We start from the raw sequence: 15,659 nt of genomic DNA, 5'->3' as shown, positions 1-15,659 counted from the left end.
TCCATCGTTAACCTTGACTCTATTTCAATTGAAATAGGATCATGTTACAGTATTAAAAAAATGATTGAATTCGAAGATGATAGGTGGATGCTAATGTTCTCCTCCAGCAGCTTGCGCGCAAAACTATTCCTAACCTACATGCTAATTATTCTGGTCTGCACGCTTGGCGTTTCCATTCCCTCTTATTTCTACATTAAAAAAAATATCGAAAGCAGCACCCTCTCTAGCCTAGATCAGTCGGTTCAAGGCGTGTCCGATCAATTAAATGCCTATCAGAACGAGTTTGATAATATCAGCACGCAGCTCTATCTGAATTATGATGCTGCCGGCAATACGATGATTCACTATATGAATGTTCTTAATACGTCCGCCGATTCAATCGAAAGACTCAAAGCAACGCAATCGCTTGATAAATTTATCCAGATTAACAGTTCCATTTATCAAGACCTATATCGCATTACTCTCTATGCGAATAGCGGTCTTCTCTTCTCAAGTAAACCCATCGATAATAATATCTATGAATCGGAAGCCTCTCATGCTTGGGTTTCCTTAATCGCTCCGCTTCGCGGTAACACGTTTTACCGTTATTCCGCCAGCGACGAATGGACGAATGAACAGCAGCCTGCCGTTTTTTCCTTCATCCGTGCAATCGACCCTAACGACCAGCAATCGGGATATATCGAAGTACAGATCAAAGCCGCCGATATTCTGGCATCCGTTGATTCACTCAATCAGGAAGGAAGCCAACTCCGATTATTAGACGACAAAGGCAATGCTTTTTATACCATGACAGCAAACGAAGAACTAAAAATAGCCAGCAATAAGAGAGATAACTTCTATACCTTTACAAAGACAACCAGCAAGAAATATATCGTCGCCGAGCTAGCCGTCACCAAGGATCTTGTGCTCTCCCCCATTCGATTGCTTCGAAACATCTTTATCGCATCTCTTGCGGTGTTTCTTATATTTTCGGTATTCTTCTTATCTTTTTTAGCCAAAATTTTAATAAATCCCTTAATTAAGCTTAAGAGCAGCATAGATCGGATCGACTTGGTCGATAAGCCCCTAGGCATTGAGAATAAATATAAAATGAATGAGGTTGATCAGATTAACCGAGCCTTCCGGATAATGAATGATCGGCTGCAAAACTCATTACAGCAAATTATCCAATTTCGCACCCTGCAGCTGCAATCCCATTTCGATACGCTGCAATCACAGATCAATCCGCACTTTCTCTTTAATATGCTAGGAGTAATTCAAGCTTTGTCCGATAAAGGGGATACGGAAAAGATCAATAAAATCACGTCTAATTTAGCGGATTTCTTAAGATATTCCTCAGCTACCAGTTCACCCGTCACATCATTAAAACAAGAAATAGAGCTCACGAGGAAATATCTAGAGCTAATGAAATCTCGTTACTTATATCGCTTGGAGTACAGTTTTGATTTGGATCAACAAATGAATGATTTGATCGTACCTAAGCTCACCCTTCAGCCATTGGTGGAAAACTGCCTCCAGCATGGCTTTAGAGATGCTCATCCCCTTAGTATCCGTATTTCCGGTAAGATTGTAGGAGATCGGTGGCAATTGACCGTGCAGGATGACGGAATCGGATTCTCAGAGACCGTTTTGCCAACAATACGCGATAAGGTTGAATCCTATTTACAACAACTCGATACCCTCGAGCAAGGTGATCGGTTGGGATTCGGGGGGATGGGATTATGCAGCACACTGGCGAGGATGCAGTTGATCTTGAAAAACCAGCTTCATTATACGGTAGGCAACAATGTGAATAGGGGAGCTTACATCACGATGTCCAGCACTATTAAATTTCTTTAGGAGGCATATACGTAATGAAGATTATGCTTGTAGATGACGAGCCCGTTTTTCTGGAGCAGCTAAAAGAACTGATCGTTCGAATAGCCTCCGAAGAAGTCTCCTATTCGTTTGAAATTATCGCGGAATGCTATAGCGGCCAGATGGCAATTGATCAAATCCCTTTCTTAATTCCCGATGTCATTATTACGGATATTAAGATGTCGGCAATGGGCGGCATCGAATTGGCTCATAAAGTCCAGCAGCGTTGGCCTAACACCGCAGTCATCATTATTAGCGGCTTCTCTACCTTTGATTATGCCAGAGATGCATTGCGAGCTAACGTCGAGGAGTATTTGTTAAAACCTATCGAGGCCGAGGCCGTAAGAAGCGTTCTTTTACGGATTCAAGAAAGACTCACGAACAAAACCTATACTCGCAGTAAAGAAATTTTGCAATTGATTGTTGAATCGAAGCGAAACCCCTCTTTGCCTGAGCTTATTCAAGAGCGTTTATTTCCTTACTCTAATTATGCGTTGCTGATCATTCCCGATCATGACTTCTCGATCGATAATGATTTGCTGCTCCCCCAGTCCTTAAGCACAGAAAAAAGCTACTATAGCAAAGCCAAAAGCTACCTCGACGAACAGGAGGAGCTTTGGGTATTGCGGACAAAGAGCAGGCGAGAGCTTGCGATCCTGATCGGTCTTCATACGGATTCAGCTCTAAAGCTGCATAATCTCCTTCCGTTTTCACAAAATCATTTTATGAACAAAGGCCTTAGTCCTTCGATTGCTTATAGTGATAACTTGAGCCATCTCGCAGATATCAATATCGTTCAACAAAAACTGATTGATGAGCTATACAAGAACTTGGTCATTGGAGAGCCGAAGCTCATATCCTTATCTGACTTCTCAGAGCCTGTTCATGATGATTTTCTATTAAAAGCAGATGAAGTAGAGCAGCTGTCCCTCTACCTGAATAAAAGCGACTGGAACCAAATTAAGAAATTAATTTATCATCTCTTTGGAAAATGGGGCAGCAAACACACTCCCCTATTATATTTGGAAAAAAACGCAAAGGGCATCGTTCGATTATTGGAACAGCAATTGCCTCCTATCGACATCGTAACAAGTAAAACCCTGGAAATTCGAATAGAGGAAATATGCTTTGTCTCATCTTCGTTCTCGGAAACGGCCGATTCCTTCTGGGATTTAATCATTCACGTGTTCCAGCCCCAGGTTCATGAATTAGACTCGGGCGCCTTACTCTTCCAACAGATTGAAAGCTACGTCTCCTCTCATCTGAAGGAAGCACTGACTTTAGGTGACTTAATGAAACGATTCCATATCTCCAGTTCATATTTATGTAACTTATTCCGTAACAATAGCGGCAAATCGTTCGTGGAGTATATTACCGCGCTGCGCGTGGAGAAAGCAAAATCGCTCATGCTTAACTACCCTTCCATGCTGCTGAAAGATATAGCGGAAATCGTAGGCTACCAGGATCATCATTATTTCAGCCGCGTATTTAAGACAGTCGTTGGAACAACGCCTAAAGAATTCAAAAATATGAGCTAAACCATTTTGATCCTCATGAACAGGCTATGACCAGCACAATTAGACAGATCGCGCTCGTCGCGTTCTGTCTGCTTGATTGCTTATGCCATTAATCGTCATTTTGTTTGCCGCCTCCTTAGCCTCAGTATGATCGTTTCTGACTGCGTCCGCTACTTGTACGGGAAGCTGAGCATCTCTCTCATGAAGACAATTAATGATGCTTTTGTTCTGAGAAACATAATTTTCAATGGAAGTATTCTAGTCAAGAATATCCTATTTTTTTCATGTTTTTTTTTATCGCTGAAGCCTAACATGGTCATACCAATGAAATTCAATAAAGTAGGATTTGACTGAAATACATTACCTTCTACTGTTGAGACCAGTCTAAAACTAATGTAACAAGTCCTCTTATCTTGCTCCTCTAACTTTAGCTTTCTAAATGGTAAAGTAATCTTCTCCAATTGTAGACGACTCAACAACTCCTTCTCTAGATATAAATAAAGTCCCGATGACATTACGCTCATCGGGACTTATTTCATTGGTTCTACACTCTAATTACTGGTTCCACACTTTTATATTACGGATGTACATAGAAAATAAAGTTATAGACTGACTATGTTGATTTGGCGCAATTTATGAGTTTTATAAATCGTCAGCAATTGAAAAATAAGTTTTGGACTGGAGCTTAAAGCTCCGATTGGAGAAGGCCCAAGTCTTTGGCTCCTTGGACCGCGATCATTCTCTTATTTACGCGCCCAGCTTCTCGTAGATGCTCTTAATGTGGTTCTTGACCGTACCCGTTACGATGCTGAGCTCGCTAGCGATCTCGCTGTTGGAAAGTCCTCTGGAATCCACTCCAGAACCTCGAGCTCGCGGAATGACAGCAAGTTTGGCTTAGTCGCGCTATCGATAAAAGAATAGGTAGTTGGACGACGGGAGGATGAATGGTTCTTCTCGTCGCCGGTTTGGGCAAAGTGAAGAATATTAATAAGTCTCTGAAGCTAGCCAAAACGGTAAATACGGCTAAGATAGTGGCTACTAAAGGAAACGGGAAAGGTGTTATACAAAATGATACTGTTCCTTACCGCCCGAGTAACTCCCCACTTGACAAACACCGCGCTCATGGTTGTTTATGGATTAATCATTTAAATTCTGAGGTAATTTATAAAAGTTGTAAATTCAAAAAAACAGGGTGAAAATTTGAATTCCTTTCACATGTGAATCTAGTACACTTGTATAAAGTCCTTTCTGTTATAGTGTCATGGTGAAGAAATGAAAATATGCAGTAGCTCAAAAAGCAGCTGTTATTGGGCAAACTCACTACATTGATGCTGAATTTTTCTGGAGAACTTAAAGGTTTTGAGTGTTTGAATGAAATGGCTAGACGTATCAACTATAGCTATTTTGAAGGGAGGGGACATCTACCCGGACGGTGTCAAGCCAGTATATTGCTACGGAATGTAGAATTGAAGAAAAGTTTCTAGCGATTAATTGAGAGGATTACTCGCTGAATACTAGAAAGCGCTTACTGCGAAAGGCCAATTACTAGGTATAGGAACGTTACAGAGGATCAATGTCATCTTCTACCAAATCAAAAAAGTATTTCGCAAGGGAATTACTATTAGTGGAGTAATAAGTTAGTTCAGTAAGAGGACGAGCAATGGATTGAATCTTTCAAAATCTAATGTTGAAATGTGAATAGGAGGATATTATGAAAGCGGTTAACAAAAAATTGATACCATTGATTACTGGATTTGCACTGTTTTTCGGATTACTGCCGGTTGGAATTAACGAGGTGCCTTCGGTATCCGCTGCAGCGAATGCTATCGCCAATGATAGTCTTTCTGCTACAATCGGGGATTTAGGACAGATTGAAGTACTAAATATCAAAAATAACCCATTAAACAAAAAAAATGCTGTTGTCAATTTTGTTTTGCCAAACTCTACATCACCACAGAACGACGTCCAGCACCAATGGATGGGCGAAATGCTTTTTTCTTACCGTACCGGTGACACGGCAGTATTCCCTAACGACAGAGTTGGCTTTGTAGAAGTGGATACAAATAAAACACTGGCTGCTGGTGGATCGACTAAATATACAACCATCAATGCTAGTAACCAATATTTTACGAAGGTGGCTTCTTCAGACGGAAAAAAAGTAGAAGTCAATTTTATCGGGCAAGCTCTTACTTCTACAGCTGCTCGCGTGATGAAAGGTTTTGACGTGAAGTCTGTATTTAATATGGATACCACTGACGGTTCCTTGCAGTGGGAAATCACCTTGAAAAACAAAAGCACCAAATATATTGAATTCGGTGATATCGGTTTGCCGATGCCATGGAATAACAAGTATTTAAGTACATCAGATACCTATGACAACCGAGTTACTGTGCATAATTTCGCCGGCGCTGATAGTGGGTATTCCTATGCCATCCGCACGAGCGGCGAAGGGAATTTCATGATGTTCTCCCCAGTGCCGGAAAGCGGCGCACGCATCGAATATGTTGATTATTGGTTGGGTGACGCGAGTGAAGTTCGTGCTGGATCTCTGTACTCAAACTGGGTCGGTGACAGTGGCGGCTGGTTCCCGGGACTAAGTGTTCTATATATTCACTCCAAGGATATATCGAAAACAGGCCGTGGATATTTTACTGATGCCTCGAGCTTGGTTTTGGCGCCTCAAGCGGAAAAAACATATAAGTTTAAGTTTTCAGCGGTACGCGCAGGCGACAACACACCGCAAGTAAATGCCGCAAGTTCAAATAATGCTTCTACTTCTATGGAAGACCGTGAGAAAAACCTTCGTTCCGTTCTATACAAATCAGGGATGATTGACGCAGTGGCGTTGCCTGGCTTTCAGGCTGCAATCAATATGCCTGTCAAGCTGGATCTGCATTTCGACGACACTAAAATAGATTTTCAGTCGATAGAGATTCAGAATATCCTCCAGAATGATCCATATGATGCAGCACATATCCCGGTTATTAAAGGTACGAACAGAGCCGCTATGGTCAACAATACTCGTACCGGACGTGGTTTACCTTCCGGGAACCCGGGATATACAAAATCCGCAACGTTTGTGGAAACCAAAATAATAGACGGTGAACAGCATCATATCTATGCTCTCACCTTTGATAATATCGGCAATAACAGCGTTCGTGTGAATTATAAGCTAAAATCTGATCCTGTAGGGGTAAATAAATTCACCCAACTTGAATTCAATATTCTAGCTGAGCTTGACCAAACATCGCAAGCACACAGCCAATTTATGGTGAATAGTACTCAGGATAAGGTCACGACTAGTCCTACCTTCGGTATCTACCGTGACTGGTACCTTACAACCGGTCTTGATACGGCGAACAGCCATTGGGGTGATGACTGGAGTCACGATAACATCAACTTCATGGCTATGAAGAATTATCTCGATCCAAATGCTATTGAAATCCAATCCATTGAAAACTACCTGATCGACTTTATGTGGAAAAATTATATGAAATATACGCAATCAACGTTTACGGTTGCGAACTATCTCAATGCTTCAGGTATTTACTCAACTTCAAGTGCGCCTTATGTACGGACATTTTCTGAAGCGATGGAAGCGACTGGATTCTTCAATATGTATCGGATCCAAAAGGCATATCCCAATATGATACAGTATCGCGAATCTCCGCAATTCTATCTGGAAAAGGCTTATGGCATTTACTATAACCGTGTCGGCACCGGAGCAACCGGATTCTACGGCGAACAACAAATTCCAGATTTAATTGAGGCACTAAAAGAAGAAGGAATGCTAACTCAGTATAATAATCTAAAAACGAAGTTTGCTCAAAATAAAGCAACGAGCATGCTAAACGCTGCTTATCCTTACGGGTCAGAATTTGAATATGACAATACTGGTGAAGAAGGAGCCTATGCAGCAGCAAAGGCATTGCGCACTTACTACCCACAAGACTCGAAGGTAGCCAAAGCCTTGGAAAGCATGAAAGCAGATGACTTGAAAACTCGTGCAATGCGTGGAATTCAGCCTACTTGGTACTTCTATTCCGTACCGGCATTCCGCGCTGGCGAAAGCTGGTGGAATTTCCAATATACCGCGTCTTTGGCAGGATCCATTATGGATGATATGCTTCGCTATCAGGCTGATGGCAGGACTACAGATCAAACGGCCGTCGCTCAGCAGCGCAACTATGCTGCGAAGATTTCAAACTTCAACTCCGTTAATATGGGGCAGATATCAGCCCAGTCTGTAGGAAGTATCGCTTGGAGATTTAATGCTCATAAGGGCGGAACAGGTACCAAAGACGTATACGATGGTGGTACACGCGTTATGAACAACGGCTGGCAGGACTTTTCTGGAGAATCAGAGGAAGGGCTCTATGGCTCGCTATTGCGTATCAGTTCTGATATTGTCACCGATCCGGTATTTGGGCTTTTCGGGTATGGGGCTACGGTCACTGACGCAAACAACAAATACAATATCACGCCAAAAGACGGTTTTGGCAAACGTATCAACCTAATCAAAGAGAAAATTTACCTAGTTTCGGAAAGCGATAAAATTCAAAATGCGTTGATTCAAAAAGACGGTAAGGCAATTACCCTGCAAATCTCGAATCTTTCTCAAAAAACGCACGCATCAAGGATTACTCTCGATGGGCCAGGAGTAGAGAATGGCTATTATACAATCAAGCTGAATGGTGCAAATGCCGGACAGTTCTATGTGCAAAATAACAAAGGTGTCGCTATGTTCCAAATGAGCAATGCGCTAACTACTGCTGAAGTGATCATTGAAAAGTCACTTACTGGATCAAATCAAGCTCCACAGGTTACTACAGAGGTGGTGACACTAAGCCCACCGGTAAATCTTCCGATTTTGTTAAACGGAATTGTGACCGACGACGGCGCACCGAATGGCGCTACGACTTACCTATGGGAAGTTGTCAGCACTCCGTCAGGTGGCCAACTAAGCTTTACCAATAATAAAGCAGCAGTCACAAAAGCTGTAGGTACAATAGCGGGCTCCTATACGGCTAGGCTAACCGCTAATGATGGTGCATTGAGCACCTCTAGCTTACTGACCTTTGTGTTGGGCGGTAGTGGTACAGGTAACGTAGACAAGACGGAGCTGACAAACAACTATAACTTTGCAAATTCATTAGTAGCTGCGAACTTTACCGGTCAAGGACTTACACCGATTGCTGCTGCGAAAACTGCCGCTTCAGCTGTGATAGCAAACGCATCTGCTACACAAGCTGAAGTTACTCTAGCAAATGATCAGCTGCTGACAGATTTGCGATTGCTCACTCCGCTCAATAATAATATGGCGTTTGCAGCGAGTGTCTCTGCCAGCTACACTTCAACTTGGGAGAGTCTACCTGCGGTTAAAGACGGGTTAAAAACTGCTACAACCAACCCGCATTGGGGTAGCTGGGGCAATGCAAGCGCTTCGGAATATGTGCAATATAATTGGCCACAAGGAGCAACAATCGGAAGTTCAAATCTGATGTTGTGGAACGATGGGCAAGGTATAAAAACGCCTACAAAGATAGAATATTCATACATTCCGAAGAATAGCAGTACGAATGCATGGGTAACTGCAGGGACCATTACCACAGGCATTGTAGCTTTAAATACGCCAGTGGGTTCCTCAAATATATTTAATATTAATCCAGCCTTAGAAGTTAAAGCGCTGCGTGTTACAATTACAAAACCAGTAAATGACAGTAATGGTGTTGGCTTATGGGAATGGGAAGTTATCAAGGGGTAACGATTGGTACTTCCATCCAGTTGCAACAGATGATGCAAGTGGCGTGGAAAAAACATTGTATAGTGTTTGATGAAGAACTGCACCTCGTCAAGTAGACAGTAGAATTAGTAAAGTTAGTTAAGCGGCCTTTGTCCTGAATGCCATAGGACTGAGGCCGTTTAGTTTTGCTTGTAATCGCTCGTAGTTGTAAAAATGAATAAAGCGATCTATCTTTGCTTCTGTGATCTCCCGTTTCCGTTTGGTCATTACGAACCGCCCCCAAAATGAAATTCAAAAAAATGAGGCTACCCGAAGGTAGCCTCAAATAGAGTCATGTTGTTTGTTCTGGATGTCGATTCTGTAGACATTAGTAGAGCTCCTAGCAGCAATATGGCCAATTCCGTCAGTCTACAACTTGATTTTCTCAGTCTAATGCTTTATTTTTCAGCCTAACACTTAATTTTTTAAAACAAATCCTACCCAACTAACCTCTCCCTACTCCACCGTCACGCTCTTCGCCAAATTCCGCGGTTTATCCACGTCATGCTCAAGCGCAAGCGATGCATAATAGGAAATCAGCTGAAGCGGAATAACCGACAGTGCAGGCGACAGAATTGGAAGAGTCTTCGGAATCGCGAACAGCTCATCCACCGACTTCGCTACCTCTTCTTCGCTGCCTTCGTTTGCTATGCCAAGCACGTGAGCGCCGCGAGCTTTCACTTCTTTAATGTTGCTTAGCGTTTTCTCGTATAGTTCTTCTTGCGTCACTAGCGAGATAACTGGAATGCCATCCTCGATCAAAGCCAAGGTACCGTGCTTCAGCTCGCCTGCCGCGTAAGCTTCCGAGTGAATGTACGAGATTTCCTTCAGCTTCAGTGAGCCTTCTTGCGCTACAGCGTAGTCTACGCCGCGGCCGATGAAGAACAGATGCTTGTGATGCGAGATCGATTCCGCTACTTGCTTCAGTACATGCGCCTGCTCCAAAATGCGTTCAACCTGCTCTGGCAGCTTGTGCATGGCAGCAATCACTTCTTCGATATATGCTGCGTCCTTTGTCTCCAGCGTGCTAGCAAGCTGAAGGCCGAACAGATAAAATGCGATCAACTGGGAAGTATAAGCCTTTGTTGATGCAACAGCGATCTCAAGACCTGCCCAAGTAATGAGCACATGGTCTGCTTCACGGGCAACCGAGCTGCCCACCACGTTTGTGATCGCTAGAACGCGGGCACCGTTGCGCTGCGCTTCACGAAGCGCGGCAAGCGTATCTGCCGTTTCGCCCGATTGGCTAACAACGATAACAAGCGTATCCGGCGTGATGATCGGCGAACGGTAACGGTATTCCGATGCGACATCCGTCTCAACCGGAATGCGCGCCAGCGACTCAATGACCGATTTACCGACAAGTCCTGCGTGGTATGCCGTTCCGCAGGCAACAATGTGTACTTTGCGAATCGATTTGATATATTCTTCCGTCATGCCAAGCTCTTTCAAAGCCACCGACTTGCCATCTTCCGAAATACGGCTCATCATCGTATCCCGGTATGCTTTTGGCTGCTCGTGGATTTCTTTTAGCATGAAGTGATCAAATCCGGCTTTTTCTGCCGTCACTAGATCCCAATCGACATGAAATATTTCCTTGGAAATACTTTCGCCTTCAGTCGTCAGCAGTTCGACGGAATCCTTTGTCAGAATCGCCATTTCGCCGTCATTCAGAATATACACATTGCGCGTATGCTCCAAGATAGCAGGAATATCCGATCCGATAAAGTTCTCGCCTTCGCCCACGCCAATAACAAGCGGACTTGCGAAACGAACCGCGACTAGACGTTCAGGTTCGAACTCGGTCAATACGCCAAGCGCGAACGCTCCGCGCATCCGTTTCACCGCACGTTGTACCGCTTCGACAATGTTTCCGTCATATTCGTCGGCAACCAGATGGGAGATTACCTCCGTATCCGTCTCCGATACGAAAATATGTCCTTTGGCGACCAATTCTTCTTTCAAATTCAAATAATTCTCAATGATACCGTTGTGAACGACAGAAAACTTAGCCGTGTTGTCCGTATGCGGATGCGAATTCACGTCAGACGGTTTGCCGTGAGTAGCCCAGCGCGTATGTCCGATTCCGACAAAGCCTTCAAGCGGCTCCTCGCGCAGCAAGCCTTCAAGATTCGCCAAACGGCCTTTGGACTTCGTAATTTCAAGCCCGTTTTTCGTAAAGACCGCGATTCCCGCAGAATCATATCCCCGGTATTCAAGCTTCTTCAAGCCTTCGAGCAAAATGTCCTGAGAGTCGCGTTTACCAATATATCCTACAATTCCACACATAATTTAATAAGCCTCCGAATAGGTTATTTCCCGCCTTATCGGATGCCGCCATTGCGTGGCACAGGCAATATGAAGTTGTCACAGATTAATCGCAATCGTTGCGGATAATGTAACCCCTCTGCCCGTGCCCACCCCACAGGTGGCATCTTGGACATACGGGAGTAATGAATAATAATCATAATAAGCCTGCCGCACGATTGTATGACCGGTCGCCCGGCCGTTTTACGTAACGGCTTTCGGTTGGCTTGCAATACCGGAAGGTCCCCGCCGAATGTTTCGAACACCTTCACCTCGTCAGCTTCCCGTATGAACAGCTGATTTATGCCAAGGTTCTCACCCTGGGCAACAGCTCGTTCATCACGCAAGCTCTGGCGCTTAACTTGCTTCCGTAACCTCTATCCTCGCTTTCCTTCTTGAATCACACTACCTATCATATTCATTTTATGTCTGCTGTGCAACCTTATGATTCGAAATTACGCGAATATCTTCCAAAATAAGGAGTCGAAGACCTGTCTACTACACGGTCCGACAAATCTTCGACATCGTTTGCTAAAAAGCTTAGCCCAGCTCGTTTTTCACGACTTGAGCGATCTGATCCACGTAAGCTTCCACCTGATCCTTCTCGGGACCTTCCGCCATGACGCGAATTAACGATTCCGTTCCCGATGGACGTACAAGCACGCGGCCGTTATCGCCGAGCTCAAGCTCCACGCTTTTAACGGCTGCCTCGATTGCGGCATTGCCTTGGTACAAGCTTTTATCCGCTACGCGAACGTTAACGAGCTTTTGCGGGTACTTGCGCATCAAGCCTTTAAGCTCGCTAAGCTTCTTGCCCGATGCCGCCAATGTATCCACTAGCTGCAGAGCGGTCAGAATACCGTCGCCTGTCGTAATATGATCGAGGAAGATGACATGGCCGGATTGCTCGCCGCCCAGATTGAAGCCGCCGCGACGCATCTCTTCCATCACGTAACGGTCGCCAACAGCCGTTTGCGCCGTTTTCAAGCCAATGCGCTCCGCGCCTTTGAAAAATCCGATATTTGCCATTACCGTAGTAACAATCGTGTCTTCCTTCAGCTTGCCTGCCCGCTTCATCGCATCGCCAATGATGCACAGAATGAAGTCGCCGTCTACTTCCTCGCCCTTTTCATCGATCGCAATGAGACGATCCGCATCCCCGTCAAAAGAAAGACCTAGATCCGCGCCATGCTGCAGCACCTGCTCGCGCAAATATTCAGGATGTGTCGAACCCACGCCAGCATTGATATTAAGGCCGTCCGGCTCCGCGCCAACCGTGATGATATCCGCACCTAGCTCGCGGAACACCGTTGGAGCCAGCTCGTATGCCGAGCCGTTCGCGCAGTCAAGAACGATCTTAAGTCCACTGAATTCGCCCTTGATCGTTGTTTTCAAATAATCGAGATAACGCTGCTTGGCGCCTTTATCGCTTGATACCGCTCCGATATCGCCGCCCTCGGGCCGCGGCAATTCATCCGTAAGCGCATCGATTAATTGCTCGATTTCGAGCTCGGTATCATCCGATAATTTAAAGCCGTCGCCCGCAAAAAATTTAATGCCGTTATCTTCTACCGGATTATGCGAAGCCGAGATCATAACGCCCGCATCCGCGCCTAGCTCACGAGTAATATAAGCGACTGCCGGCGTAGAAACGACGCCTAGCTTGATTACGCTTGCGCCGATGGACAATAAGCCAGCGATAAGCGCGGATTCAAGCATCGGTCCGGAGATTCGCGTATCTAGACCGATTACCACTTTAGGCTTATTCGCTTGGCGCGTAAGCACATAGCCGCCGCAGCGGCCGATTTTGTATGCTAGCTCTGGTGTAAGCTCACGGTTGGCTACCCCGCGAACACCGTCTGTACCGAAATATTTCCCCATAATTATAATGCTCCTTTGTTGTATGCTGCATCCTTTATTCTCTACTTATGCTGGTTATCCGATTATGGATTCATAGTTGGGCCGTCGGAAGCATTCCCGCTTCCGTTACCGCTATCCCCGCCCGTATCAGGCGGCGGTGTCGGCGTCGGGGTTGGAGGCTCCTCTGTCGGAGTGCCTCCTACTTCTTCCGAGTCGTCTTCTCCCGTGCCGGTGGGAGCATCCTCGATAATCTCGATCGAGACCGTCAGCGTCTGGCCTTCGCCAAGCACGGTCTGCACGTAGGCAGGCACGTCTATCTGAAGCGTAACCGAGTGAACGCCGGGGCTTAGCCCCTCTACATTAGCGGCTATTGCCAGCGATTCAGCCTTAAGCGCGCTCAATACCGATTCAGCTCCGCTGACGCTTAGATCAAACTTGCCGCTCGCGGGCGTACGGAAGACGGCTGACATCCCGCTTGGGACGCCCTCCAGCGTAATCGGCAAGCCTGCGAACTCTCGTGTAATAATCGGCGCAACAACGACCTCAAGCGTAACCTCAGCCGGATCAATCGACTTAATGCCGTCTATGGCTCCTGTTTTAACCTGCACCTCGCCGGATTGCTTCACCTTCGAGAGATCAAGCACAACCCCATCGTAGACCTGAAGCTCGTCTAACAGCTTCTGTTCCCCGTACACGGTGACTTGATCGATTGCCGGCTTTACGGACACCAAGCTTAAACCGTCGGGCAGAGCGCCTGTGTAGCGCACCTGAAGAGGCAGTGTTTTGAACGGAGGCGTTACCTTGACCTCCACATGAACCGTTTCCGGCGAAATAACCGCATTAGTCATTTCTATGCCGTCCGTGTCGTAAACGATAATTTTCGCTTTTTTGTTCACGACCGTCTTGTCTGCGCCGTCGACATTGATTTCTGCCGTGACAACGCCAACCCTGCTCATATCGTCTTTAGGCAGCGTGACCAGGACTCCGGTCGTTGGTGCGACGATCGTGGATGCCCCCACCACATAGCCTGCTGCCGGCTTACCTTCCGTGGCAACTTGAAGCTCGAACGGCTTCGTCAGTATCTCTTCGATTTGCACCGTTACCGTTCGCGGCGACATCTCTACAAGCGTAATGCCTTTCGGCAAGCTTGCGACTAGCGGCAGCTCCTGAATGCCGGGCTTGGCATCCTTCAAGTCCACGCTCACCACATAATCGTCATCCGAAGATGCATTCAGCAGATTGCTGAGGCGGCCCTGTACATCCAGCCTAACGACCGAAGGCTCCATTGCCGTAAGAATATACTTCTCCGGATCAAGCCCCTCGGCTTTAATGACAGAGGCTTCGATGGTTTTGGTATCCACATTGGATGTAACCGTCTTCTGCGACGTGTCTGGATCAATATGAACGACAGCCCATAGCAGCAATCCGACAATGACGGAAATGATTTTGAGCGAGGTCGGGTGACTCAGCCATTTATCCATCACGGCCTCCTTTCCGCTTCCAAAGAGACGACACGCTTACGCGCTCCTTCGCTCGTCCGTTCGTCTTTGGCGTTAGCTCATCGAACAGCTTCGAAATTAGCGATTCCTCGTTAATATCCCGTACGATCATGCCGCCGAGCGAGAGCGATACTTGTCCCGTTTCCTCCGACACGGTGACCGACACCGCATCCGTCACTTCACTTACGCCGATTGCGGCGCGGTGGCGGGTACCGAGCTCCTTGCTAATGAACGGGTTCTCCGATAACGGCAGATAGCAGCCCGCGGCCATGATTTGATTCGCGCGTATAATAACCGCACCGTCATGGAGCGGCGTATTAGGCGTGAAAATATTGATAAGCAGCTCTGACGTTATCTTCGATTCCATCCGGATACCTGATTCGACAAGCTCACTCAGTCCCGTCGACCGCTCGAATACGATCAGTGCTCCGATCTTCCGTTCAGCCATAAAGCGGACAGCCTTAATGACGCCGTCAATTTGTTCATTAACGACATCCTTGTCAAGCGAATAACCGCGGGAGAACAGCTTGCCCCGTCCGAGCTGCTCCAGCACGCGCCTCAGCTCAGGCTGAAAAATAATAAGCACGCTGACGATACCGAAGGTGAACATCTGATTCATGAGCCACTTCAGCGTATACAAATTGAACCATGTGCTTAGCGCCCACACCGCAACGAGAATGAATATGCCCTTCAACAGCTGAACCGCTCGCGTTCCGCGCACCAGCAAAATCATTTGATAAATAATGTAACTCACTATGCCTACATCGATGACGTCCTTGAACCAGTCATGCCACGTCAAATCCGAGAAATAACTCATATGCCAACCCCCAACAGCCG

Annotated in this window: 10 protein-coding genes; 3 read left to right on the top strand and 7 right to left on the bottom strand. The window is 46.0% G+C overall.

The annotated features are described in order from the left end of the window. The first annotated feature begins 93 nt into the window (after positions 1-93). On the top strand, positions 94-1,839 hold the full coding sequence (locus AC0YN3_RS20510; RefSeq protein WP_475776823.1) for a sensor histidine kinase: 1,746 nt from the start codon (positions 94-96) through the stop codon (positions 1,837-1,839). A gap of 14 nt (positions 1,840-1,853) precedes the next feature. Further along, the gene (locus tag AC0YN3_RS20505; protein WP_475776822.1) at positions 1,854-3,395 is read left to right on the top strand and encodes a response regulator; all 1,542 of its coding nucleotides are present in this window, start codon (positions 1,854-1,856) and stop codon (positions 3,393-3,395) included. 726 nt (positions 3,396-4,121) lie between these two features. Here the strand turns inward: AC0YN3_RS20505 and AC0YN3_RS20500 are convergent. Then, complete coding sequence (locus AC0YN3_RS20500) at positions 4,122-4,229, bottom strand: helix-turn-helix transcriptional regulator (protein WP_475776821.1); 108 nt, start codon at positions 4,227-4,229, stop codon at positions 4,122-4,124. Positions 4,230-5,085: 856 nt separating this feature from the next. Between AC0YN3_RS20500 and AC0YN3_RS20495 the strand changes: the two genes are divergently transcribed. Continuing rightward, on the top strand, positions 5,086-9,138 hold the full coding sequence (locus tag AC0YN3_RS20495) for a DUF5695 domain-containing protein (protein WP_475776820.1): 4,053 nt from the start codon (positions 5,086-5,088) through the stop codon (positions 9,136-9,138). 117 nt (positions 9,139-9,255) lie between these two features. On the opposite strand, the gene AC0YN3_RS20490 is transcribed toward AC0YN3_RS20495, so the two are convergent. The 6 genes from AC0YN3_RS20490 to cdaA form a co-directional block, all read right to left on the bottom strand. Further along, the gene (locus tag AC0YN3_RS20490) at positions 9,256-9,384 is read right to left on the bottom strand and encodes an IS3 family transposase (RefSeq protein WP_475776819.1); all 129 of its coding nucleotides are present in this window, start codon (positions 9,382-9,384) and stop codon (positions 9,256-9,258) included. Positions 9,385-9,612: 228 nt separating this feature from the next. Beyond that, positions 9,613-11,445, bottom strand: a complete 1,833-nt coding sequence (gene glmS, locus AC0YN3_RS20485) for a glutamine--fructose-6-phosphate transaminase (isomerizing) (RefSeq protein WP_475776818.1) — start codon at positions 11,443-11,445, stop codon at positions 9,613-9,615. A 35-nt stretch (positions 11,446-11,480) separates the two neighbouring features. Next, positions 11,481-11,810 carry a hypothetical protein gene (locus AC0YN3_RS20480; RefSeq protein WP_475776817.1) on the bottom strand — a complete coding sequence of 110 codons (330 nt, stop codon included), beginning with the start codon at positions 11,808-11,810 and terminating at the stop codon, positions 11,481-11,483. Positions 11,811-12,003: 193 nt separating this feature from the next. Continuing rightward, on the bottom strand, positions 12,004-13,344 hold the full coding sequence (gene glmM, locus AC0YN3_RS20475) for a phosphoglucosamine mutase (protein ID WP_475776816.1): 1,341 nt from the start codon (positions 13,342-13,344) through the stop codon (positions 12,004-12,006). Between the two features lie 62 nt (positions 13,345-13,406). Continuing rightward, positions 13,407-14,804 carry a CdaR family protein gene (locus tag AC0YN3_RS20470; RefSeq protein WP_475776815.1) on the bottom strand — a complete coding sequence of 466 codons (1,398 nt, stop codon included), beginning with the start codon at positions 14,802-14,804 and terminating at the stop codon, positions 13,407-13,409. Then, a complete protein-coding gene (gene cdaA / locus AC0YN3_RS20465) occupies positions 14,797-15,639 on the bottom strand; it encodes a diadenylate cyclase CdaA (RefSeq protein WP_475776814.1) in 843 nt (280 codons plus the stop codon). The genes AC0YN3_RS20470 and cdaA overlap by 8 nt, the downstream gene beginning before the upstream one ends. Positions 15,640-15,659 lie beyond the last annotated feature (20 nt).

The organism is Paenibacillus sp. J22R232 (assembly GCF_056269165.1).
Note: the sequence above shows the minus strand (reverse complement) of the source record. Positions and strands in the feature narration are given on the sequence as shown.